Genomic DNA, 22,669 nt, shown 5'->3' with positions numbered 1-22,669 from the left:
ACTCATCGGCCGGGAGTGCGTGGGACTGGACCTGAGATTCGAGTAGGAAGATTCCTAGCGATGGATGGGAAAAATCGCGAAGAGTGCGCTGGGTTCTGTAGAAGCGGCTTCAGCCGCGGTGCAGGCACCGCGGTGTTGCGGCACCCGCTTCGCGGGTGATCGCGGCTGAAGCCGCCCCTACAGGGGGGCCATTAAAGCCTGAACCGCCCCACCAACCCTTGCAGGTGAGTGCCCAGCCGCGCCAGCTCGACGCTGGAGCTGGCGGTCTCTTCGCTGGCGGCCGAGGTCTGGTCGGAGATGTCGCGCACGTTCATCACGCTGCGGTTGATCTCTTCAGCAACCGCGCTCTGCTGCTCGGCGGCGGTGGCGATCTGCTGGTTCATCGACTGGATCGACGACACGGTGCGGGTGATGGTGTCCAGCGAACTGCCGGCACGACGGGTCAGTTCGACACTGCTGTCGGTCAGCTCGCGGCTGCTGTCCATCACACTGGCCACACGCTGGGTACCGCTCTGCAGGCCGGCGATCAGTTCCTCGATCTCCTCGGTGGACTGCTGGGTGCGCTGGGCCAGGCTGCGCACTTCGTCGGCGACCACGGCAAAACCACGCCCGGCCTCACCGGCGCGGGCGGCCTCGATGGCCGCGTTGAGCGCCAGCAGGTTGGTCTGCTGGGCCACCGACTTGATCACGTCGAGCACGCTGCCGATCTTGTCGCTCTCGCTCTTGAGCTGGTTCATCGCCTCGCTGGAGTTCTGCACCTCGCTGGCCAGGCGCTCGATCTGGGCGATGGCCTCGCCAACCACCTTGTCGCCCTCGCGAGCCTGCTGGTCGGCCATCAGCGCCGCTTCCGAGGCCTGCTCGGCGTTGCGTGCCACTTCCTGCACGGTGGCGGCCATCTCGTTCATGGCGGTGGCCACCTGGTCGGTCTCGACCTTCTGGTTGTTGACCCCGCTGCTGGTCTGTTCGGTCACCGCCGACAATTCCTCGGCGGCGCTGGCGATCTGGGTGACGCCGTCGCCGATACCGCCGATCAGCTCACGCAGGCCCTGGGTCATGCGCTGCATGCTGGCCTGCAACTGGCCCAGCTCGTCGCGGCGGGCGACCAGGGTGTCCTGGCGCAGGTCGCCACTGGCCACGCGCTCGGCGGCGGCCAGGGTCTGGCGCAGGGGCACGATGATCTGCCGGGTGATGGCGAAAGCGGCGACGACGCCCAGCAGCAGGGCAAGGGCGGTGGCCCCGGCTAGCATGGACTTGGCCTGCTGGGTGCCCTGGTCGCGGACCTGGGTCTGGGAGACGGTCATGTCCTGGCTGGAGTTCAGCAACACCTTGCCCTGCGCGGACATGCGCTGCATCGCCTGTTCGCTGGCAGCCTGGGCGGTACCGAACTGGTTCACCGCGTCACGGTAGGCGGCCAGGGCAGTGGCGGCGTCGTCGAGGCTGGCGGCGAATTCGGCGGGGAGTTTGCTTGGCAATGCCTTGAGTACGGCCAGGGCCTGGTCAATGGCATCGAGCGCGGTCTGTTGGAATTCGGCCTTGCCGCTGTAGGTGTAGCCGCGCACCTGGAAGCGCGCCTGCTGCAACAGGGCGCTGACTTGCACCACCTGCTGGTACTGGCTGATGTCGCCGCCCTGCAGCAGGCGCTGCTGGACCTTGCCGATCAGTTCGGCGGCCTTGTCGGCACTGTCGCCAAGCATGCCACGGCTGGCTTCGCGGCGTTGGCCAGCCTGCTTGAGCTCGGCGAAGGCCTGCTGGTACTGGCGGATCGCGTCCTGTTGCTGGTCCAGGCGCTGGCGGTCGGCGGGCTGCTCGATCTGCCCAAGCATGGACTGCACCTGGCGCTCGAGGTTGGCCAGGGCCTTCTCCATCGCGCCGACGGCCGCGTCATCGCGGTTGCGTTCGTAGTCCTGGCGGGCGAGGCGCAGGTCCTGGGTGTACTGGTGGATCACCGAGATGTTGCCGAGCTTGTCGCCACGGCTGGTCACGCTGTCGATGCCCATCCACCCGGTGAAGGTGATGCCCAGGGTGAGCAGCAGCACCAGGCCGAAGCCTACCCCCAACTTGCGATTGACGCTTACATTCCCCAGTGATTTGGCAAACCAACGGTACATAGACGACTCCCCGGCGCGTGGCAGTGCGGATTATTGTTCTCTCGCACAGGGCATCGGCGAGGGACGGGGAAACTTGATGGTAAAAACTTGACCCTTGCGTCAGAAAATCCGCGATAGCAGGGCGGTGACCGCCGTTTCCACACGCAGGATGCGATCGCCCAGTTGCACGGGGGCCAGGCCAGCCTTGCCCAGCAACTCGACTTCGTAGGGGATCCAGCCGCCTTCCGGGCCGATCGCCAGGGTGACAGGGCCGTCCACCGCACGCGGGCAGGCCGGGTAGGGGCCGGGGTGACCGACCAGGCCGAGGGTGCCTTCGGCGATGGCGGGTAGGCGGTCTTCGACGAAGGGCTTGAAGCGCTTCTCGATGAGGACTTCCGGCAGCACCGTGTCACGGGCCTGCTCCAGGCCGAGAATGAGGTTTTCACGGATGTTTTCGGGCTGGAGGAAGGGCGTTTGCCAGAAACTCTTCTCAACCTTGTAGCTGTTGACCAGGATCAGCCGTGGCACGCCCAGTGTGGCGACCGTCTGGAACAGCCGGCGCAGCATCTTCGGGCGGGGCACGGCCAGAATCAGGGTCAGAGGCAGCTTGGGCGGCGGCGCCTGGTCGAAGGCCACCCGCAGTTCAGCCTCATGGCCTTCGAGGCGGATCACCTCGGCCCTGCCCATCCGGCCGCCGATGCGGCCGACGCGCAGGCTGTCGCCCACCGCCACGCGGTGGATCTCCTGCATGTGGGTGAAGCGGCGGTCAGCCAGGATGACGCGGTCGGCCGACACGAAGTCGGCCTCTTCGAGGAGCAACAGGTTCACGGTTGGGTCGCAGGCGGCTGGTCGTTGTGGTCGTTAGGGGCTTCGTCGCGTTCATGGCTGCGCTTGCGGATCAGGCTGCCGCATAGCACGCCGACCTCGAACAGCATCCACATGGGCACGGCGAGCAGGGTCTGGGAGAAGATGTCCGGCGGCGTGAGGATCATGCCGACCACGAAGCAGCCGATGATCACGTACGGGCGGATCTTCTTCAGGTACTGCACATCGACCACGCCGATCCACACCAGCAGCACCACCGCCACCGGGATCTCGAAGGCGACGCCGAAGGCAAAGAACAGGGTCATGACGAAGTCGAGGTAGCTGGCGATGTCGGTCATCATCGACACGCCTTCCGGTGTGGCGGCGGCGAAGAAGCTGAACATCAGCGGGAACACCAGGAAGTAGGCGAAGGCCATGCCGGCGTAGAACAGCAGGATGCTCGACACCAGCAGCGGGATGGCGATGCGCTTTTCGTGGCGGTACAGGCCCGGGGCGATGAAACCCCAGATCTGCTGCAGGATGAACGGGATCGCCAGGAACATCGAGACGATCATGGTCAGCTTGAACGGTGTCAGGAACGGTGAGGCCACGTCGGTGGCGATCATCGTCGCGTTGGCCGGCAAGTGGGCGCGCAGCGGCGCCGAGACCAGGGTGTAGATCTGCTGGGCGAAGGAGAACAGCCCGGCGAAGATCAGGAAGATGGCGGCGACGCAGCGCAACAGGCGGGTGCGCAGTTCGGTCAGGTGCGAGACCAGCGGCATCGGCTGGTCATGTTCCGGATTTTCGCTCATGGGGCTCGTGGCGGTTGTGGCGGCTCGGAGGGTGGCACTGCGGCGGGCTGCGCGGGGGCGGCCTGGGTGGCAGGCGTGACGGGCGTTTCAGGGCTGGCGGGCGGCTGTGCGGGCGGTACCAGAGGGTTGAGGATGCGCTTGGCCTCCTGTTCCATCTGCAGGATGTGCTCGTTGTGCAACTGGCGGCGGATGTCGTCGGCGCCGATCTCGCGCTCGACTTCCATCTTGATGGCGTTGAAGCTGCGCTTGAGGCGGCCGATCCACAACCCTGCGGTGCGCGCGGCGCCCGGCAGACGCTCGGGGCCGAGCACCAGCAGGGCGACCAGGCCGACGAGCAGCAGCTCGCTGAAACTGATGCCGAACATGGGTCAGTCTTTCCGCTGCGGCTCTTGGACCGGCTGGGCCTGGCCCTCGATGGTGTGGCCTTGAGCCTGCTGTGTGCTGTTCTGTACCGGAGGAACTGGCTGGGCCGGCGGAGGGGTTTGCTCGGCGGGCTTGTTTTCTTCTTCGTTCATGGCCTTGCGGAAGCCCTTGATCGATTCGCCCAGGTCGCTGCCGAAGTTCTTGAGTTTTTTAGTGCCGAACACCAGCACCACGACGACCAGCAGGACGATCCAGTGTTTCCAGTCAAAAATGCCCATTTCGTACTCCTGAAAAATATGTGTCGGTCTATCGGGCCCTGGGGGCTGCTGTGCAGTCCTTTCGCGGCACAAGGCCGCACCTGCAGGGTGTAGCGAATCGGTCAGGCGACGCGGACCGCTGTGGGAGCGGCCTTGTGTCGCGAAAGGGGCGCAAAGCGCCCCCGGCAATCTTCAGGCAGAAGGCTGACGCGCGGCCTTCTCGTCATGCCCGGAAAGCCCGAACCGGCGCTCCAGCTCGTCGAGCACCACCTGTGGGTGCTGGCCCAACGCGCTGAGCATGACCAGGCTATGAAACCACAGGTCTGCGGTCTCATAGATGACATCGCTGTAATCCTTGCTGACGGCGGCATCCTTGGCGGCGATGATGGTCTCGATGGACTCTTCGCCGAGCTTCTCGAGGATCTTGTTCAGGCCCTTGTGATACAGGCTGGCCACATAGCTGCTGTCCGGCGCCGCCTGCTTGCGTTCTTCCAGCACCTCGGCGAGGCGGTTCAGTGTGTCGCTCATGTCAGTGTCCTGCGCTGTAGATGGCGTGCGGGTCTTTCAGGACCGGATCGACGGTTTTCCACTGGCCGTCTTCATAGACGCGGTAGAAGCAGCTTTCGCGGCCGGTATGGCAGGCGATATGCCCCAGTTGCTCGACCATCAGGATGATCACGTCGGCGTCGCAGTCCAGGCGCATCTCGTGCAGTTTCTGCACATGGCCCGACTCTTCGCCCTTGCGCCACAACTTGCCCCGCGAGCGCGACCAGTAGATGGCGCGATGCTCGGCGGCGGTCAGGGCGAGGGATTCACGGTTCATCCAGGCCATCATCAGCACGCGCCCGGTCTTGTGGTCCTGGGCGATCGCCGGCACCAGGCCATCGCTGTTCCACTTGATCTCGTCCAGCCAGTCTTTCATCGTCGACTCCAAACCGGGCCCGCTCCTGTACCGGACCTCTTGCGCTAGTGTGCCAGCCAGCCGCGCGGCTGGCTATCGGCGCACGATCAGGTACAGGCCCGCGGCCAGCATCAACCACGCCGGCCAGGCGCCCGGGGCGCTGAGGCTGACGGCACCGGCCGCCAGTGTCGCGCCACCGCCGAGCAGGCCGGCACCGAGCAGGCGCAGCGCCCAGTTGTCGCCCTGGCGGCGGCGTTCTGGCAACTGCGCATCATTGACGTGTGGTTGTGACAGGCGTTCGAGCAGGTCGCGGGTCATGTCGGCCAAGTGCGGCAGCTGCTCGGCCTGGCTGTACAGGTTGCCAAGCACTGCCTTGGGGCTCATGCGTTCGCGCATCCAGCGCTCGAGGAACGGCTTGGCGGTGCTCCACAGGTCCAGGTCCGGGTATAGCTGGCGGCCCAGGCCCTCGATGTTGAGCAGGGTCTTCTGCAGCAGCACCAACTGCGGCTGGACTTCCATGTTGAAGCGCCGCGCGGTCTGGAACAGGCGCATCAGCACCTGGCCGAAAGAGATGTCCTTGAGCGGTTTCTCGAAGATCGGCTCGCACACGGTGCGGATCGCCGCTTCGAACTCGTTGACCTTGGTTTGCGCCGGCACCCAGCCCGAATCGATGTGCAACTGCGCCACGCGGCGGTAGTCGCGCTTGAAGAAGGCGATCAGGTTGCGCGCGAGATAGTCCTGGTCCTCGGCGGTGAGGCTGCCGACGATGCCGCAGTCGATGGCTATGTACTGCGGGCTCCAGGGCTTGACGGTGCTGACGAAGATGTTGCCCGGGTGCATGTCGGCGTGGAAGAAGCTGTCGCGGAACACCTGGGTGAAGAACACTTCGACGCCACGCTCGGCGAGCATCTTCATGTCGGTGCGCTGGTCGGCCAGGGTGGCCATGTCGGTGACCGGTACACCGTAGATGCGCTCCATCACCAGCACCTTCGGGCGGCACAGGTCCCAGTAGACCTGGGGCACATACATCAGCTCCGAACCCTCGAAGTTGCGTCGCAACTGGCTGGCGTTGGCCGCCTCGCGCAACAGGTCGAGTTCGTCGTAGATGGTCTTTTCGTAGTCGCCGACGATCTCCACCGGGTGCAGGCGGCGGGCATCGGCCGAGGCCCGTTCGGCGGCCTTGGCGATCAGGAACAGCCAGGCCAGGTCCTGGGCGATGACGGGCTTCAGGCCCGGGCGCACCACCTTGACCACCACCTCTTCGCCACTCTTGAGGCGGGCGGCATGCACCTGAGCCACCGAGGCGGAGGCCAGCGGCTCGACATCGAAGCGGCTGAACACTTCGCCCACCTTGGCCCCGAGTTGCTCTTCGATCAACGCCACGGCGTGCTGCGGGTCGAATGGCGGCACCCGGTCCTGCAGCAGCATCAGCTCGTCGGCGATGTCGGTGGGCAGCAGGTCGCGGCGCGTGGAGAGCAACTGGCCGAACTTGATGAAGATCGGCCCGAGGTCCTGCAACGCCAGGCGCAGGCGCGCGCCACGGTTCAGTTCCAGCGGCTTGCGCGGCAGCCAGCGCCAGGGCATCAGCAGGCGCAGGCTGGCCAGCCACCAGGGCAGCAGGGGTTGTTCGAACAGCAGGTCATCGAGGCGGTAGCGGATCACGACGCGCTGGATGCGCAACAGACGGCGGACGGCGAGCAGCTTCATGCGTTATCGCTGGTATCAAGAGTGTGGGCGAGGCGGCGCAGGCGCGCCTCGAGGCGTTCGATGTCGACTTTAAGCGCATCGAGTTCGCTGAAAGCCGCTTCGGCTTCGCGTTTGCCGACGAGGGTGCGGGATTCTTCGGCCAGGTACTCGGAGAGGTTCTGGCCGAAGCGGGCCAGGCCCTGCCGGGTCCAGCGCGCACGCAGGCGCAGGTGGCCGGCGATCAACGCCGTCGGTACCGGGCCGAGCCAGCGCTGCAGCTCGTATTCCCAGTCCAGGTCGAGGTCCTGCAGGATGCCGAACAGGTCGAGCATCACCGCGCTGTCGCCATGCAGCGCGACCTGCGGGCTATGCAGCACGGCGGTCTTGTCCTTGGCCAGGGCCAGCTGCGCCAGGCGCCCGGCGGGGGCGCGCAAGGTGCAGTCGACCTCGCCCTGCCAGTGGGCGGCGAGCATCAGGCCTTGTTCATCGGGCAGCACGAACAGCTTGAGGGCCGGCTGCACGCAGTCGATCTCGACCACCTTGCCTTCGAGCATGGCCAGCCGCGGCAGCGCGGTGCTGTCCAGGCGCAGGACGCGGTTGAGCCCGTGCTCGACGCTGGCGAGCAGGCCGGCCAGCAGCATCAGGGCTTGATTCCCCGGTGCACGGCGACGATGCCGCTGGTCATGTTGTGGTAGGTGACGCGGTCGAAACCGGCCTCGACCATCATCGCCTTGAGTGTTTCCTGGTCGGGGTGCATGCGGATCGACTCGGCGAGATAACGGTAGCTTTCCGAGTCGTTGGTGATCAGCTTGCCGGCCAGTGGCATGAAGGCGAACGAGTAGGCGTCGTAGGCCTTGGACATCAGCTTGTTGGTGGGCTTGGAGAATTCCAGCACCAGCAGGCGCCCGCCCGGCTTGAGCACGCGCAGCATGGAGCGGATGGCTTCATCCTTGTGCGTCACGTTGCGCAGGCCAAAGGCGATGGTCACGCAGTCGAAGTGGTTGTCCGGGAACGGCAGCTTTTCTGCATCGGCCTGGACGAACTCGATGTTGCCGGCCACGCCACGGTCGAGCAGGCGGTCGCGGCCGACCTTGAGCATCGACTCGTTGATGTCGGCCAGTACCACCTGGCCGGTCGGGCCGACCAGGCGCGAGAACTTGGCGGCCAGGTCACCGGTGCCGCCGGCGATGTCCAGCACCCGGTTGCCGCTGCGCACACCGGACAGTTCGATGGTGAAGCGCTTCCACAGGCGGTGCATGCCGCCGGAAAGCACGTCGTTCATCAGGTCGTACTTGGCGGCCACCGAGTGGAACACTTCGGCGACTTTCTTCGCCTTCTGGCTCTCGGGCACGTCCTGGTAGCCGAAGTGTGTGGTGGGTTCGGCGTGGTCGCCTTTGCGCGGGTCGGTCATTTCGCTTCACCAGAAAAAAATTACGGCCATTCTAGGGGGATCGGGCGCATTTGTCTTGACGGGGTGTGCCGTCGGGCGGGCGGGGGCATAATGGCGCCATTGTCTTCATATCCAGGAACACCCGCATGACCCAGATCAGCGTCGAACGCAAACACTCCCTCGGCCGCGAAGCCGTCCGCGCCAAGGCGCAGGCGCTGGTGGACCGGCTGGCCCGTGAGTATGACCTCAAGGCCAGCTGGAACGGCGACCGTGTTGATGTGTCGCGCAGCGGCGCCAACGGCAGCGTGCAGATCTTCGACGACAGCATCCGCGTCGAGCTGAAGCTGGGCATGATGCTGTCGATGATGAGCGGCACCATCAAGGGCGAGATCGAGCGGGCGCTGGACAAGGCACTGGCCTGACGCCCGCTGCTGTCAGTTGTCGGGGAACGGGATAAGGTCCTCGATCTGCTCGAGGCGCAGATCACCCCGATAAATGTCATATCGCTCTGCCTGTGCCTGTGCGCGTTGCAAGCGCTCGTCACGGCTCATGGCGTCCGCGAACTTCAAATGACCTTTGGCAAAGCGCCGGGCATTGGCACTGGCGCTGGTGTAGTGGAAGTGCGCTTCCCAGAGCTTCTGCCTGGGCTGCAGGCGATAAACGTCATACACATCCAGAAAGTCATTGGCCTTGAGCTTCTTGCGGCGCCTGGTCAGCTTCACCTCGATTTCTTCTGCCTCCAGCAGGAAACGCAAGGCTTTGCTGTCTGGGTGCTGGGTGCCAAGGTAGGCGGCGGTCAAGAGGCGCTGCTTTTCTGCCTGCACCTCGGTAATCGCTTGATCCAGCCGGGTGGCCAAAGCATGTCCTTGCTCCGGGCCGGCACGCAATTGCCCGGCAATCTCTGACATGTCCTGAATGTAGAAATCAATCTGGTCCGCCAGGCTGTTGGGCCCGTCCAGGTGGCGGGAGGCGTGGGCGATCCTGGCGGCTTTCTGGGCCAACAGGTCATTGCCGGTGCGGCGCAGTCGAGCGTAGTCAGGTACCGGCACAACTTGCGGGACAGCCTCCCAGTGATCACCTTGTTGCTGATAGCGCGCAACGGTTTGTTCGGTCAGCGGGTCGACCTGTACGGTTTCGCTGCCCTCCTCAGCTTCCTCGACGACCAAGGACCTGCCCTGGGTAGTGCGGATCACCTTGCGCCTCGCGGAGCGTACTTTATGGGTCAGAGGTTGATCGGGTTCCACATTCGGTTTGTCGGCGGCAGCAGAAACGAAGGCAAGGTCACTCTCGGTCAGGTTTATCAGTGCATTCAGCTCAGCGATGTATTCGTTGAGCCTGCCGCTGTCCACCGCCGAAATGTTGCGTGAAAGCAGATACTCGGCATTGCCCAGTGACAGTTTGTATTCGCGCAGCGCGCTCTCCAGCGGCTCTTTCTGTGCTTCTGGCTTCAGGCGGGCCGCCGCCAGGCTGTCGTGGCTCAGCAGCGCTTCATGCAGACGCTTGCTACCCAGGGCGTTCTGAGAAAGCAGGGTACTTTCGAAGTTCTCTTCGGTGAGCAGATCTCTCCTCACGATCAACTGATTCAGGTCGCTGAGGATCTGGGCACGGGTGATCAGCGTCGAGTATCGGCGGTTGTTGATGATGGTATCGAGCTTCTTGCGCTTGCCTGAGAACTGGATCTGCCCATCTGTCAGCGCCTCGCTAAGGTTCTGGTCGAGGCGTTGGCTGACCTTGAAGAAGCGTCTATGCAAAGCCAGCGCAGCCTCGATGTTCTTGCTGTAGTCCAGGTACAGTTGTGCCTGCTCCTGGCCGAACGGCAATTGCACTAGCCGACGCGATTGGTTCTTGAGCGTTTCGTTGTCATTCATGTCGAGCAGGCGGCGGCACTGCTGCAGGTCGGAAAAAAGCAACTGCTCCCACCACTGACCACGGGCAAAGGTAGCTGCGCCCTTGGGGTCGAACCTGGTGTATCTCGGGTCGCTCAGGCGGGTGTACAACTGCTCCTGCTCCCTTATCAATCCAGTCTGTTTTTCGTAGGTGAGTGCCAATACATTCAGGTTTTCCCGTGCCTCGTTGCGCAGGGCCCGTAGCGCTTGCCGCTGTATCTGCAGTTCCTCTGGCAGGTCATCGTAGGCGACGCCAGGGTGATCAACCAGGGATTTCTCGAATGCCAGGTGCGCCTGGTCATAGGGTTTTACCCGTTCCAGGTAGCCATCAATGAACGCTTCTGTGCTGGTGAGTTTTTTGTCATTGGCCGCTCGGCTTTCCAACATTTTCGTGAACGCTTCCTTTTTCTCATCGATTAGCGCCTTGGCCGTTTTCGGCATGCCGCCCGACATGTGCAGGTCGATCCTCCATTCGCCATTCCAACGCGTCAACCACGGGCCGCGGATGCGTTCCCGGCCGACAATGTAGTAGCCGTCAGGCTGCCCGCCCCAGGTTTGCGACCATTCGCTCTGGCTGACCTCCGGTCCGATGATGTGCACGCCGTTCCAGCTTTCTTCGACCTCGAAGGCAACATCCTGCAGTTTCACGTAATAGCGGTCGTCAACTTTGTACAGCCCGCGCATTCGGCCGCTGGCCAGCGCACTCTGCCCATTCAGGCTGACGTTGGCGCGTAAGGTGTCGAGCGCCTCGCGCTCTTCGCGGGGCAGGTTGCCGAGCCGTTGGTGGTTGCCCCATTGGCTGATGTGCAGTGATACAGGTCGGGCTTGCTCGGCCGGGGCTTGCCAGTTTTTCTGTTCAGGTGGTTGCTGTGCGGTAGCGCTGGAAACACGACGCGGTTCGGGCTGCGGTGGCAGCTCAGGTTCGGGTTTGGCAGTAGCAGGCCCATGGGCCAGCAGCATGGCCACGTTCAGCAGGATGTCGGCACTGGCGAGCAACTTTTCTTCGGTGCTGCCTTGGGTCAAGGCTGTCAGGTCATCCTTGATGCTGAGCAGGGCTGCGACCAACCAGGCCAGCAGGCCAGCAGGCCCTCGCAGCAGCGGCGTGGCCGTGTTGAACGCCAGCCATGCGAACCGCACGACCAACGCCCAGCGCTGCTGGGCGTTGGAAAGGCTCTGGCGTGAGGCCAGTAGCAGGAGCACGCCCGCCCTTGCCTGATACATCAATTCGTCCAGGTCGCCGGACCATGGCGTGAAGGCCAAGGTGACAGGCGCCCGCAAACGCTCAATGGTATCAGCGGCTAGCGTGGAAGCGGGCCCCAGCAGGTGCGCCAGTTCGGCGAGGCCGGCATGCAGGTGCGGGTGGGTAAAGCCATCATTGGCATAGATGGGGCGGGCTTCGTCATCCAGCCAGGCAAGGATGTCCTGCTGCAGGGCTTGCTCGGCCCGGATGCTCGTCATCAGTTGGCTGCGGCTGTCGAACTGCCTGACGGCCTGCGATGTCACCATGGGGCGGTAAAGTACCCACGCCCCTGTGGAGGGCACCTCGAGGACGAACATGCCGTGCACGAGGTTGGCCTTCGGGCCACCTGGCACGCTGTTGAATGACAGTGGTGCCAGGTTCAGCGAAGCGCTGGCGTTGGCTTTACGGCGGCAAAAGTCCGCGACGGCCTGCCAGGTGCGTTCGTTCAGCTGCCCTACTATCTTGGCCTGTAGCGCGCTCAGCAGCAGGGCGCCTCGCCATTCCTCGGCAAAGCGCTGGCGACGTTTGTCGGTGTCTGTACCCGTTTGCAACTGGTCGTGGACAAACTGCGGATACTGGCCACCGACATCCACGGCAGTGATCAGCGCACTGACATAGTCAAGGTCCATCCAGCTGCTTAGCGTCTGTTGATCGGCCAATTGAACGGCAGAGGCCACCTGGTCACTACCCAGCGGCAGGCGTGAGATGGCCAGTTCGGTCAGACTGATGGTTTTCAGGTACTCAAGCTGCGCCGGCCCCGTGGAGGAAACCTGTACCACCTGTGAAATCGTGATCTGCACCTGATCAGGGTTGTAAGGCTGCTGGGTCGGGTGGTCATCACGCATTTGCTCGCGTAGGCGCCGAACCGTGTATTGCTGCAAGTCTTCGATCCCGTCCAGGGATGTTTCACCCTGTGCCAGCATTTGCCCTGCCGACAGCTCCAGCAGTGCCATGTGGTACTGGAATCGGTCAGTCACCGTGGCGTTCTCCAGCCAGCCAGGCGGCGTGATCGCGGGTGTCGATTGCTCAAGCTGGAAGCCCGCCGGGAATGTCGATGCGGGATCGCTCAGCTTGCTGTAGAGCTCCTCCAGGTCACTTACCTGTTCGATTGCGCCAAGCTGCGCCCGGTCAATCTGTTGCAGCACTCCGTTGAGCAGTTGCCGGGCTTGGTAGCCGAATGGGTCTTCGCTCAGTGCCGTGCAGGCCCAGGACATCGTATCGAACACATGGCGCTCGGAAAGCTCGTCGCGCAAGGCGATGGCGAAGGCCGGGAGGCTGTTGAAGCCGCGCACGGTACCAGAGGGCTTACACCACAAGACCAGATCGCGCGCATCTTTCTTGCCCGTAACGAGCAGGTCCGGTAATACCTCATCAACTGTGCTGCCTTGGGTGTCGAACGAAACCTGCAATCCCTGCGCGGTTGCCGATGTGCCGGTTTGAGCGAGCATGGCGTACAGCAGGGCCTTCTGATCGCTGTCCAGGCCTTGGCGTTCCAGCGTGCCGAGCAGTGCGGCCTTGAGCACCTGCTGCATCCAGCGCAGGCGGGTTACATCCGAGTCACCCTCGCGGCTGTTCCAGAAACTGACTTGTGCCTGCTGAAATGCCTCGCAGAGGGTCGCGAGCATATCGTCGTAGGCCATGTTCAGGTCGGCCATGCGTACATCAATGGCCGGCGCTGCTTCCTGGGGGCGAAAAATGGCTGGCGGGTTCAGGCTGAGCTGGTCCGTGGGCTTGAGCGCCATGGGCTGGCCGTTGAGGAAATGCTCAAGCAATGTGTCTACCAGGCTACCTGCCTGTGTCGGTGGTTCTTCGTCCAGGCCATGCAGGATGCTGAAGCCCTTTATGGATTGCAGCTGTGGGTGGTTCCTGCGGGTCCATGGGTAGCGTGCTGCGAGTGCGTTGAAACCCGCGGTGGCCACGACCTCGCGCAGGCTGGGGCGTTTGGCGAACTGCGTTGCTACCAGTTGCTTGAACGATAGGGATGGCGGGGGCGGTGATTGGGGCATGGCAAAGGCTCCGGTAAAGGGAGCCGAATGCTGGAACGCCAGCCGTGAGCCGCTGCGGTAGATAGATCAGTGCGGCGATCTTAGGGTGAAGATTCTAATTCCTGCTTCTACCTTATGCTCAAGCCCAACCTCCATGGGCAGTTCCTCCTCCACTCATGAGCATGAGGTACAGAGCGTGGCCAAAGTGACTGTGAAGAAAAAGGACGACGCCCAGGGTACGCTGGGTGAAGTGCGCGGGTACGCGCGCAAGATTTGGCTGGCGGGCATCGGCGCTTATGCGCGGGTGGGCCAGGAAGGCTCCGACTACTTCCATGAGCTGGTCAAGGCCGGCGAAGGCGTCGAGAAGCGCGGCAAGAAGCGCATCGACAAAGAGCTCGACGCCGCCAATGGCCAGATCGACGAAGCCACCCGTGAAGTGACCCGCGTGCGCGGGAAAGTCGAGGTCCAACTGGACAAAATCGAGAAAGCCTTCGACGCCCGCGTCGGTCGCGCCTTGAATCGCCTCGGCATTCCGTCTAAACATGACGTTGAGGCATTGTCCATCAAGCTTGAACAGCTGCACGAGCTGCTCGAGCGCGTCGCGCACAAACCATAAGGAGAGCAGGATGGCTGGCAAGAAGAACACCGAGAAGGAAGGTAGCTCCTGGGTCGGCGGAATCGAGAAGTACTCCCGTAAGATCTGGCTGGCTGGCCTGGGTATCTACTCGAAGATCGACCAGGATGGTCCGAAGCTGTTCGACACGCTGGTGAAGGATGGCGAAAAGGCTGAGAAACAGGCGAAGAAGAGCGTCGACTCGGCCGCTGACAACGCCAAGTCGGCGACCACTTCGCGGGTGTCCGACGTCAAGGAACGTGCCCTGGGCAAGTGGAGCGAGCTCGAGGAAGCCTTCGACAAGCGTCTGAACAGTGCCATCTCGCGCCTGGGCGTGCCCAGCCGCAATGAGATCAAGGCCCTGCACCAGCAGGTCGACACGCTGACCAAGCAGATCGAGAAACTGACCGGCGCTTCGGTCACGCCGATCTCCAAGGCGGGCGCGAGCAAGACCGCGGCCAAACCGCTGGCCAAGGCCGCCGCCAAGCCGGCAGCGAAAACCGCAGCGGCCAAGCCTGCTGCCAAACCTGCGACCAAGACCGCTGCGGCCAAGCCAGCAGCAAAACCGGCGGCCAAGCCGGCCGTGGCCAAGAAGCCCGCGGTGAAGAAAGCCGCCCCGGCCAAGCCTGCGGCAGCCCCGGCCGCAACCGCAGCCCCGGCACCCAGCGCGGCGCCGGCCAGCACCACCCCGTCGGCACCGGTGAACGCGGCCGCCCAGGCCTGACACCGCGTCGCCCTCAATCGCGGGGCAAGCTCGCTCCCACGCAGCTCGTACAGGGCTCGTGGGCGCGGGCTTGCCCCGCGGTCATTTCAACCCTCCAGGTACCTCATCGCCAACTGCTCCGCCGCTCTGCGCGCCGGAGCCTGCAGGTGCGGCGCCACCAGCATCATTACCTGGTACACCACCACCCCCACATCGCCCTCGCGGCCGATCACCCGCTGATAGTCCAGCGAGCAGATCAGGGTCAGGGTGATCTGTTCGACCAGTTGCCCCAATGCCTGGGTTTCGCTGGTCACCTGCCCTTGGGCCTTGAGGCTGGCCAGCAGCGCCGCCAGGGTTCGCTTGAGGGCGTTGATCAGGCTGCGCATGCCCCGCGCCAGCTTGGGAAGACGGCCGGTGAGGTTGGACAGGTCCTGGAGCAGAAATCGGTACTGGGCCATGCGTTCGACGATCAGGTGCAGGAACAGCCAGTAGTCCTCGGCTTCCAGTTGGACGTCCAGCGGCGGGTCGAGCAAGGTCATCAGCTCTTCCTCGAAGCGCTCGAACAAGCCGATCACCAGCGGCTCCTTGCCGTGGAAGTGGTAGTACAGGTTGCCCGGGCTGATGCCTAGCTCGTTGGCGATCTCCAGGGTCGAGACATTCGGCTCGCCCTGGCGGTTGAACAACTGCAGGGCACATTCGAGGATACGATCGCGGGTCTTCATCCGTTCAGCGGGCCATCACATAGTTGCCTGGCGCAGGGCCCAGCGGTGGGTAGGTGGCGTTGCCCAGCTCGGTGCGCTGTGGCTTGAGCGTGCCCGAGCGCTGGGTGATCCATTCCTGCCACAGCGGCCACCAGCTGCCATCGCGACGCTGGGCATCGTGGAACCAGGCGCGTGGGTCGCTGGACAGCTTGGGGTTCTCGAGATAGTAGGCCTTGGGGTTGCCGGGCGGGTTGATGATGCTCTGGATATGCCCGCTGTTGGCCAGCAGGAAGCGCCGGTCGCCACCGAGCAGCAGGGCCGAGCGGTACACCGCGTCCCAGGGGGTGATGTGGTCGTTGCTGCCAGCGACGGTGAAGCTGTCGAGGTCGACCTGCTTGAGGTCGATGGGCGTGCCGCATACTTCAAGCCCTTCGGGGAAGGTTAGTGGGTTGAGCTTGAAGAAGTCCAACAGTTCGCCGTGGTACGCGGCGGGCAGGCGGGTGCTGTCGGCGTTCCAGTAGAGAATGTCGAATGCCGGTGGTTTCTTGCCCATGAGGTAGTTGTTGACCCAGTAGTTCCAGATCAGGTCGTTGGGGCGCATCCAGGCGAAGATCCGCGCCACCTCGCCGCCGTCGAGCACACCGCGCTGGTAGGAGCGACGCTTGGACGCTTCGATGGTCTGCTCGTCGGCGAACAGGCTGGCGGGGCTGTCAAACTGGCTGTCGAGCATGCTGACCAGGTAGGTGGCACTGCGCACCTTGCGCAGTTGTTTCTTGGCCTGCAAGTGGCCCTGCAGGGCCGCCATGGTCAGCCCCCCGGCGCAGGCCCCCATGAGGTTGAGGTCGCGGCTGCCGCTGATGCTGCGGCAGGCATTCAGCGCTTCCTCCAGTGCCTGTACGTAGCTCGACAGGCCCCATTCCCGGTGGCGCGGGTCAGGGTTGCGCCAGCTGACCATGAACACCTGCAGGCCGTTCTTGAGCATGTACTGGACAAAGCTGTTGGTCGGGCTCAGGTCGAAGATATAGAACTTGTTGATCTGTGGCGGTACCACCAGCAACGGGCGAGCGTACTGTTTTTCGCTCATGGGCTTGTACTGGATCAGCTCCAGCAGCTCGTTGCGAAACACCACCGCGCCTGGGGTGGCAGCCAGGTTGCCACCGACCTCGAAGGCGCGCTCGTCCACCTGGCGGGGCAAGCCATCGTTGTGGCGCAGATCGTCGAGCAGGTAGCTGGCGCCGCGCAGCAGGCTCTGGCCGCCGGTGTTGAACAGCTCCTTGACCGCCAGTGGGTTGAGCAGTGAATTACTCGGTGCCACGGCGTCGCTGATCAAGGTGAACAGGAACTGCGCGCGGGCGCGGTCGTCATTGCCCAGGGTGCTTTCCTCGATCCAGCGGCGGGTCTGCTTCTGCCAGGCGAGGTAGGCCTGCAGCCCGCGGCGGTAGAGCGGGTTCTCGCTCCAGGTAGGGTCGCTGAAACGGTTGTCGCGGGCATGGGGCTGGAACGGCGTGTCGCCCAGTATCACCCGGCCCAGGGTGCCACCCAGCTCCAGCAGATGGCGGGCCGTGTACAACGGGTGGCGCAGGCCGTGGCGGCCTACATGGCGCAGGGTCGACAGCAGGTCGCGGCCACGCAGGCCATTGATTGCGTTCTGCAGGTTCATACTGGTGGCGGGGACCGGTGTCGTCCCTGTTGCCGGTTTGTCTTTCATGCCAACACTCCATCGTCAGGCCAGCAAGCGCTGGAACACAGCAAGGGCGGGCCGGCGCGTACTCCATGCGCCGGCCCGGCGTCAGCCGCCGGAGGCGGGCCGGGGGTGCATGACCGCGCGCTGGCGCTCTTGCTGGAGGAATTTCATGATGATCGGGGCGACGGCCTCGGCCCGAGTGATCAGGAACAGATGGCCATCGTCGATTATGTGTAGCTGCGCATTGGGAATTCGCCAGGCCAGCAGGCGCATGTTGATCAGCGGGATCAACGGGTCGTCGTCACCGGCCAGCACCAGGGTGGGTTGGTGGATCTTGTGCAGCCAGTGGATGCTGGTCCAACCCAGCCCGGCGAACAGCTGCCAGTAGTAGCCCAGCTTGCCGCCGGAGCGCACCTTCGAGGCGTGGTGCAGGGCCAGGTCGGGGTCGCGGCGAAAGCCACCACCATAGATGGTCGGGGCGATACGGATCACGTGGGACGGCTGGATGTAGCGCCGTGGGCTGGCCATCATCCACAACACCTTGGGCTTGCCCGGCACCATCACCGCGCCGGCGGCGGTGGCGGCGAGCACCAGTTTCTTGCAGCGTTCCGGGTAGTCGTGGGCGAATTGCTGGGCCAGGGCGCCGCCCCAGGACACGCCGATCGCGTTGACCTGGCCGTAGTTCAGGTAGTCGAGCATGCGCGCCGTCAGCTTGGCCAGCCCGGGGAACCGGTAGGGGTGGCGGGGCGTCGACGAGCCACCGACGCCGGGCACGTCGAAGGCGATCACCTCCAGGTCCGGGTCCAGGGCCTCGATGAACGGGAACACCAGCTCGAGGTTGGCACCGATGCCGTTGAAGATCAGCAAGGGTGTCAGGTGCGGCTTGCCCGGACGGACCGCCGTGCGGATGGATTGATCATCCAGCTCGACGGTCCTGAAGATGTAGGGTGGCGGCATACGCGTGACTCTGTGGTGGACGTAGCGCGGTGATGCGCCACCGGGCGCACCACTGCGGTTTCACTCAGCGTTCGTGGACGTAGGTGCCCGGCGATGCCTCGCCGGCTGCGTAGGCGCGGTTGCCCAGGCGCGTGGGCGCTTTCTTCAGTTCGCCCGCGCGCTCGCCCAGCCAGCTCTGCCAGTGCAGCCACCAGGAGTCGGCGTGCTTGACCGCGTTCTCCTGCCAGGCCACCGGGTCGTCCGGGCGGTCCTCGCCGGTCATGAAGCGCGCCTTGGGGTTGCCCGGCGGGTTGAGGATGCTCTGGATGTGCCCGCTGTTGGACAGTACGAACTCGATCTTGCCGCCGAACAGGTGCGCCGAGCGGTAGCACGATTGCCAGGGGGTGATGTGGTCGGCGGTGCCGGCGACGCTGTAGATGTCGCAGTCGACCTGCTTCAGGTCGATGGCGGTGCCGGACACTTCCAGGGCGTTGGAGCGGATCAGCGGGTTGTTCTTGAACATCTCGATGAGGTCGCCGTGGAAGGCGGCCGGCAGGCGCGTGGTGTCGTTGTTCCAGAACAGGATGTCGAACACTGGCGGCTCGTTGCCCAGCAGGTAGTTGTTGACCCAGTAGTTCCAGATCAAGTCGTTGGGGCGCATCCAGGCGAACACCTTGGCCATGTCGCTGCCTTCGAGCACGCCGGCTTGATAGGAGTGGCGCTTGGCCGCCTCCAGCGTCTGCTCGTCGACGAACAGTGCCACCTGGGTGTCGACCGTGGTGTCGAGCACGCTGACCAGCAGCGTGAGGGCGTTGACCTTCTTTTCGCCGAGTGCCGCGTAATGGCCCACCAGCGCGGTACAGGTGATGCCGCCCGAGCAGGCGCCGAGCATGTTCAGGTCCTTGCTGCCGGTGATCGCCAGTACTGCGTCGACGGCTTCCTTCAGCGCGTCGATGTAGGTCGACAGGCCCCACTCGCGTTGCGCCTTGGTCGGGTTGCGCCAACTGACGATGAAGGTCTGTTGCTGGGAGCGCAGGCAGAAGCGCGCCAGGCTCTTTTCCGGGCTCAGGTCGAAGACGTAGAACTTGTTGATCTGTGGCGGCACCACCAGCAGGGGGCGGGCGTGCACCTGTTCGGTGATGGGGCTGTACTGGATCAGTTCCAGCACGTCGTTGCGGTACACCACCGCGCCTTCGCTGGTGGCCAGGTTCTTGCCCACCTCGAAGGCCTCCATGTTCACCTGGCTGGGCATGCCGCCATTGTTGACCAGGTCCTTGGCCAGGTGGGAGAGGCCATCGAGCAGGCTCTTGCCGCCAGTCTCGAAGAAACGCTTGACGGCGGCGGGGTTGGAGAGGGTGTTGGTGGGTGCCATGGCCTCGGTCATCAGGTTGATGACGAATTGGCCGCGGCTGATGTCCTGGGGGGACAGGTCGCTCTCGCTGATCCAGTCGTGCAGTTCCTTGCGCCAGGCCAGGTAGGTTTGCAGGTAGCGACGGTACAGCGGGTTATTGCTCCAGGCCGGGTCGCTGAAGCGACGGTCGTCGCTTTCGGGCTGAAGACTCGATTTGCCCAGCAGCACGTTCTTCAGTTCCAGGCCGAAATGCGCCACGTGCTTGGCGCTGTGCAGCGGTTGACGCAAGGCCTGGCGCAATACCGTGCGCGCCGAGGTCAGCAGATCCTTGCGGCGAATGCCGATGACCGGGTTCAGCCCCAGGGTGTTCTCCGAGGCCTGCCGCTGCAACTCATCGTTGTTCTTGTTACTCATCTACGACGCTCCGTTGTCCTGAGACGAGTACCGGTGTGCTGTGACAGCCCGGTACTGCTACTCGGGTGACCAGTGATAAGGAACAGCGGTGCTGCGACCGGGGGCGTGTCGGTGATGAGCGGCGGGATTTTCTGCGTGTGAAGACAGCCTGCTTTCGCTCGCGACCTCTACCTACCGGCCTGGCCCTGCTTACGCGAAAAGCGATGCAGGGAACTTGCCAGCTCCATTGGTTACCCGACTTTCGTGTAATGCGCAAGACAGCCAGTCTTTGGCTGCCATCCAGGCATTCAAGCAGATGAGATTAGAAAATGCGCTCTAAAGCGTGGGAGCCTTGAGCTAGAGCATCAGTTTCACCACCGATTCGGACGGGTCACGGGATTTCCCGGCCTTGTGCAGTTCATCCAGATACTCGGCCCAGAGTTGCGCCTGACGCAGGCACAGCTGCTCGAGGTACTCCCACGTGAACAATCCGGAGTCATGGCCGTCGTCGAAGGTCAGTTTCAGTGCGTATTGACCGGCCGGCTCCAGGCCGCTGAGGCCGACATTGATCTTGCCGAACTGCAGGATGGGGTTGCCGTGGCCCTGGACCTCGGCGGAAGGGGAGTGCACGCGCAGGAATTCGGCGGGCAGGTTATAGACCTCGCCGGGGGCATAGGTGAGGGTGAGGGTCTTCGACGCTTTGTGCAGGTTGATCGCGGTGGGCAGGCGGGCCATGGGCTGGAATCTCTCGGGAGCTATTGAGGGTAGCTTCGAGCTTCCGTCGCCAGGATTCAAGGCCCGGTTCGCCGGCAAGCCGGCTCCTGCATAGGAGCCGGCTTGCCGGCGAATGGGCCCACGCGGTCTTACAGGATGTAGCGCGACAGGTCTTCGTTCTGCGCCAGTTCGCCGAGGTGGCTGTTCACGTAGGCCGCGTCGATGTGGATCGGTGTCTCGTCGTGGGTGCTGGCCAGGTCACCGGCGCTGAACGATACCTCTTCGAGCAGGCGCTCGAGCAGGGTGTGCAGGCGGCGAGCACCAATGTTCTCGGTTTTCTCATTGACCTGGAAGGCGATCTCGGCGAGGCGCTTGAGGCCTTCGTCAGCGAATTCGATGTGCAGGCCTTCGGTCTTGAGCAGCTCGCGGTACTGTTCGGTCAGCGAGGCGTGCGGCTCTTTCAGGATGCGCTCGAAGTCTTCCGGGGTCAGCGCCTTGAGCTCGACACGGATGGGAAGGCGGCCTTGCAGTTCGGGCACCAGGTCGCTGGGTTTGCTCAGGTGGAACGCGCCGGAGGCGATGAACAGGATGTGGTCGGTCTTGACCATGCCCAGCTTGGTGTTGACGGTGCAGCCTTCGATCAGTGGCAGCAGGTCGCGCTGCACGCCTTCGCGGGACACGTCGGCGCCGCCGACATTGCCTCGCTTGGCCACCTTGTCGATCTCGTCGATGAACACGATGCCGTGCTGCTCGACCGCTTCCAGGGCCTTGGCCTTGAGCTCTTCCTCGTTGACCAGGCGGCTCGCCTCTTCATCTCGGACCATCTTCAGGGCTTCTTTGACCTTCAGCTTGCGGTTCTTGCGCTTGCCCTTGCCCATGTTGGCGAACAGGCTCTGCAACTGGTTGGTCATCTCTTCCATGCCGGGTGGCGCGGCGATATCGACACCCATGTTCTCGGCGACTTCGATCTCGATTTCCTTGTCGTCCAGCTGGCCTTCGCGCAGGCGCTTGCGGAACAGCTGGCGGGTGTTGGAGTCGCCGCTGGACTGTTGGGCTTCCTCGCTGAAGCTGCTGACCCGCGCCTGCGGCAGCAGGGCGTCGAGGATGCGGTCTTCGGCGGCGTCTTCGGCGCGGTGGCGCACACGGACGATCTCCTGCTCGCGCAGCATCTTCAGCGCGGCATCGGCCAGGTCGCGGATGATCGACTCGACGTCACGGCCCACGTAGCCGACCTCGGTGAACTTGGTCGCCTCGACCTTGATGAACGGCGCGTTGGCCAGCTTGGCCAGGCGACGGGCGATTTCGGTCTTGCCCACGCCGGTGGGGCCGATCATCAGGATGTTCTTGGGGGTGACTTCGGCACGCAGCTCGGCGGGCAGTTGCATGCGCCGCCAGCGGTTGCGCAGGGCGATGGCGACGGCGCGCTTGGCGTCATCCTGGCCAATGATGTGGCGGTTGAGTTCGTGGACGATTTCGCGGGGGGTCATGGACATGATGTGTGGGGGCCTCAAGCTGAGTGATCAGTGTGGAAAAGTCCCGCTGCGAGCGGGACGCCAAAACAACTGATTCACTCGGCCAGGTCCTGCTCCTCGATGGTCAGGTTGTGGTTGGTGAACACGCAGATGTCGCCAGCGATGTTCAGGGCGGCCTCTGTGATTTCACGGGCCGACAGGTCGGTCTTGTTCAGCAGGGCGCGGGCCGCGGCCTGGGCGTAGCCACCGCCGGAGCCCATGGCGATCAGGCCGTCCTCGGGCTCGACCACGTCACCGTTGCCGGTGATGATCAGCGAGGCGTCCTTGTTGGCCACGGCCAGCATCGCCTCCAGGCGGCTGAGCGAGCGGTCGGTGCGCCATTCCTTGGCCAGCTCGACGGCGGCGCGCACCAGGTGGCCGGAGTGTTTCTGCAGCTGGGCTTCGAAGCGCTCGAACAGGGTGAAGGCGTCGGCGGTGGCACCGGCGAAACCGGCGATGACCTGGCCGTTGTACAGGCGACGGACCTTTTTGGCGTTGCCTTTCATCACGGTGTTGCCGAGGGAAACCTGGCCGTCGCCGCCCATGACGACTTTGCCGTTACGGCGGACAGAAACGATGGTAGTCAAGGGAGAGTCTCCACGCAGCGGGGCGAAAATGCCTGATGCCGACTCATATGGGGGGAGGGGGGAAG

General features: G+C 63.9%; 21 protein-coding genes and 1 pseudogene. 3 read left to right on the top strand and 19 right to left on the bottom strand.

Annotation, left to right across the window (positions count from 1 at the left end; translation table 11 throughout):
• Positions 1–191: 191 nt before the first annotated feature.
• From IM733_RS25775 to ubiE, 11 genes and pseudogenes are all read right to left on the bottom strand, one after another.
• Entirely contained in the window at positions 192–905 is a 714-nt protein-coding gene (locus tag IM733_RS25775) for a methyl-accepting chemotaxis protein (protein ID WP_430624231.1), read from the bottom strand.
• 141 nt (positions 906–1,046) lie between these two features.
• A pseudogene (locus IM733_RS25770) lies at positions 1,047–1,997 on the bottom strand (methyl-accepting chemotaxis protein); the annotation flags it as partial.
• Between the two features lie 210 nt (positions 1,998–2,207).
• Positions 2,208–2,915 carry a 16S rRNA (uracil(1498)-N(3))-methyltransferase gene (locus IM733_RS17310; RefSeq protein WP_248917758.1) on the bottom strand — a complete coding sequence of 236 codons (708 nt, stop codon included), beginning with the start codon at positions 2,913–2,915 and terminating at the stop codon, positions 2,208–2,210.
• Positions 2,912–3,703 (bottom strand): twin-arginine translocase subunit TatC, encoded by a 792-nt coding sequence (gene tatC, locus IM733_RS17305; RefSeq protein ID WP_248917757.1) that lies wholly within the window; start codon positions 3,701–3,703, stop codon positions 2,912–2,914. Before tatC ends, IM733_RS17310 begins: the two co-directional genes overlap by 4 nt.
• The gene (gene tatB / locus IM733_RS17300; RefSeq protein ID WP_248917756.1) at positions 3,700–4,068 is read right to left on the bottom strand and encodes a Sec-independent protein translocase protein TatB; all 369 of its coding nucleotides are present in this window, start codon (positions 4,066–4,068) and stop codon (positions 3,700–3,702) included. Before tatB ends, tatC begins: the two co-directional genes overlap by 4 nt.
• 3 nt (positions 4,069–4,071) lie before the next feature.
• The gene (locus IM733_RS17295) at positions 4,072–4,344 is read right to left on the bottom strand and encodes a twin-arginine translocase TatA/TatE family subunit (protein WP_248917755.1); all 273 of its coding nucleotides are present in this window, start codon (positions 4,342–4,344) and stop codon (positions 4,072–4,074) included.
• Between the two features lie 171 nt (positions 4,345–4,515).
• On the bottom strand, positions 4,516–4,851 hold the full coding sequence (locus IM733_RS17290) for a phosphoribosyl-ATP diphosphatase (RefSeq protein ID WP_248917754.1): 336 nt from the start codon (positions 4,849–4,851) through the stop codon (positions 4,516–4,518).
• Position 4,852: 1 nt separating this feature from the next.
• On the bottom strand, positions 4,853–5,245 hold the full coding sequence (hisI, locus tag IM733_RS17285) for a phosphoribosyl-AMP cyclohydrolase (RefSeq protein ID WP_213658634.1): 393 nt from the start codon (positions 5,243–5,245) through the stop codon (positions 4,853–4,855).
• A gap of 72 nt (positions 5,246–5,317) precedes the next feature.
• On the bottom strand, positions 5,318–6,931 hold the full coding sequence (gene ubiB / locus IM733_RS17280) for a ubiquinone biosynthesis regulatory protein kinase UbiB (RefSeq protein ID WP_248917753.1): 1,614 nt from the start codon (positions 6,929–6,931) through the stop codon (positions 5,318–5,320).
• Positions 6,928–7,551, bottom strand: a complete 624-nt coding sequence (locus IM733_RS17275; protein WP_213658632.1) for a ubiquinone biosynthesis accessory factor UbiJ — start codon at positions 7,549–7,551, stop codon at positions 6,928–6,930. The genes ubiB and IM733_RS17275 overlap by 4 nt, the downstream gene beginning before the upstream one ends.
• A complete protein-coding gene (gene ubiE / locus IM733_RS17270; protein WP_011536066.1) occupies positions 7,551–8,321 on the bottom strand; it encodes a bifunctional demethylmenaquinone methyltransferase/2-methoxy-6-polyprenyl-1,4-benzoquinol methylase UbiE in 771 nt (256 codons plus the stop codon). The genes IM733_RS17275 and ubiE overlap by 1 nt, the downstream gene beginning before the upstream one ends.
• 125 nt (positions 8,322–8,446) lie before the next feature.
• Between ubiE and IM733_RS17265 the strand changes: the two genes are divergently transcribed.
• Entirely contained in the window at positions 8,447–8,722 is a 276-nt protein-coding gene (locus IM733_RS17265) for a polyhydroxyalkanoic acid system family protein (RefSeq protein WP_213658631.1), read from the top strand.
• Positions 8,723–8,734: 12 nt separating this feature from the next.
• Here the strand turns inward: IM733_RS17265 and IM733_RS17260 are convergent, their stop codons facing one another.
• On the bottom strand, positions 8,735–13,198 hold the full coding sequence (locus IM733_RS17260; protein ID WP_248917752.1) for a DUF6543 domain-containing protein: 4,464 nt from the start codon (positions 13,196–13,198) through the stop codon (positions 8,735–8,737).
• Between the two features lie 409 nt (positions 13,199–13,607).
• Between IM733_RS17260 and IM733_RS17255 the strand changes: the two genes are divergently transcribed.
• Both IM733_RS17255 and IM733_RS17250 read left to right on the top strand, forming a co-directional pair.
• Entirely contained in the window at positions 13,608–14,027 is a 420-nt protein-coding gene (locus IM733_RS17255; protein ID WP_248917751.1) for a phasin family protein, read from the top strand.
• 10 nt (positions 14,028–14,037) lie between these two features.
• Positions 14,038–14,748 (top strand): phasin family protein, encoded by a 711-nt coding sequence (locus IM733_RS17250; RefSeq protein ID WP_248917750.1) that lies wholly within the window; start codon positions 14,038–14,040, stop codon positions 14,746–14,748.
• Positions 14,749–14,834: 86 nt separating this feature from the next.
• On the opposite strand, the gene IM733_RS17245 is transcribed toward IM733_RS17250, so the two are convergent.
• From IM733_RS17245 to hslV, 7 genes are all read right to left on the bottom strand, one after another.
• Complete coding sequence (locus IM733_RS17245) at positions 14,835–15,449, bottom strand: TetR/AcrR family transcriptional regulator (protein ID WP_011536062.1); 615 nt, start codon at positions 15,447–15,449, stop codon at positions 14,835–14,837.
• A gap of 4 nt (positions 15,450–15,453) precedes the next feature.
• The gene (phaC, locus tag IM733_RS17240; protein ID WP_248917749.1) at positions 15,454–17,136 is read right to left on the bottom strand and encodes a class II poly(R)-hydroxyalkanoic acid synthase; all 1,683 of its coding nucleotides are present in this window, start codon (positions 17,134–17,136) and stop codon (positions 15,454–15,456) included.
• 81 nt (positions 17,137–17,217) lie between these two features.
• Positions 17,218–18,069: a poly(3-hydroxyalkanoate) depolymerase gene (gene phaZ / locus IM733_RS17235; RefSeq protein WP_248917748.1), complete on the bottom strand. Its 852-nt coding sequence runs from the start codon at positions 18,067–18,069 to the stop codon at positions 17,218–17,220.
• Between the two features lie 64 nt (positions 18,070–18,133).
• The gene (phaC, locus tag IM733_RS17230) at positions 18,134–19,813 is read right to left on the bottom strand and encodes a class II poly(R)-hydroxyalkanoic acid synthase (protein ID WP_248917747.1); all 1,680 of its coding nucleotides are present in this window, start codon (positions 19,811–19,813) and stop codon (positions 18,134–18,136) included.
• Between the two features lie 336 nt (positions 19,814–20,149).
• Entirely contained in the window at positions 20,150–20,527 is a 378-nt protein-coding gene (locus tag IM733_RS17225) for a gamma-butyrobetaine hydroxylase-like domain-containing protein (protein WP_248917746.1), read from the bottom strand.
• A 128-nt stretch (positions 20,528–20,655) separates the two neighbouring features.
• Positions 20,656–21,999 carry an ATP-dependent protease ATPase subunit HslU gene (hslU, locus tag IM733_RS17220; RefSeq protein ID WP_248917745.1) on the bottom strand — a complete coding sequence of 448 codons (1,344 nt, stop codon included), beginning with the start codon at positions 21,997–21,999 and terminating at the stop codon, positions 20,656–20,658.
• A 74-nt stretch (positions 22,000–22,073) separates the two neighbouring features.
• Positions 22,074–22,604, bottom strand: coding sequence for an ATP-dependent protease subunit HslV (gene hslV / locus IM733_RS17215; RefSeq protein ID WP_011536056.1), 531 nt, complete (start codon positions 22,602–22,604; stop codon positions 22,074–22,076).
• Positions 22,605–22,669 lie beyond the last annotated feature (65 nt).

The organism is Pseudomonas entomophila (assembly GCF_023277925.1).
GTDB lineage: Bacteria > Pseudomonadota > Gammaproteobacteria > Pseudomonadales > Pseudomonadaceae > Aquipseudomonas > Aquipseudomonas entomophila_D.
Note: the sequence above shows the minus strand (reverse complement) of the source record. Positions and strands in the feature narration are given on the sequence as shown.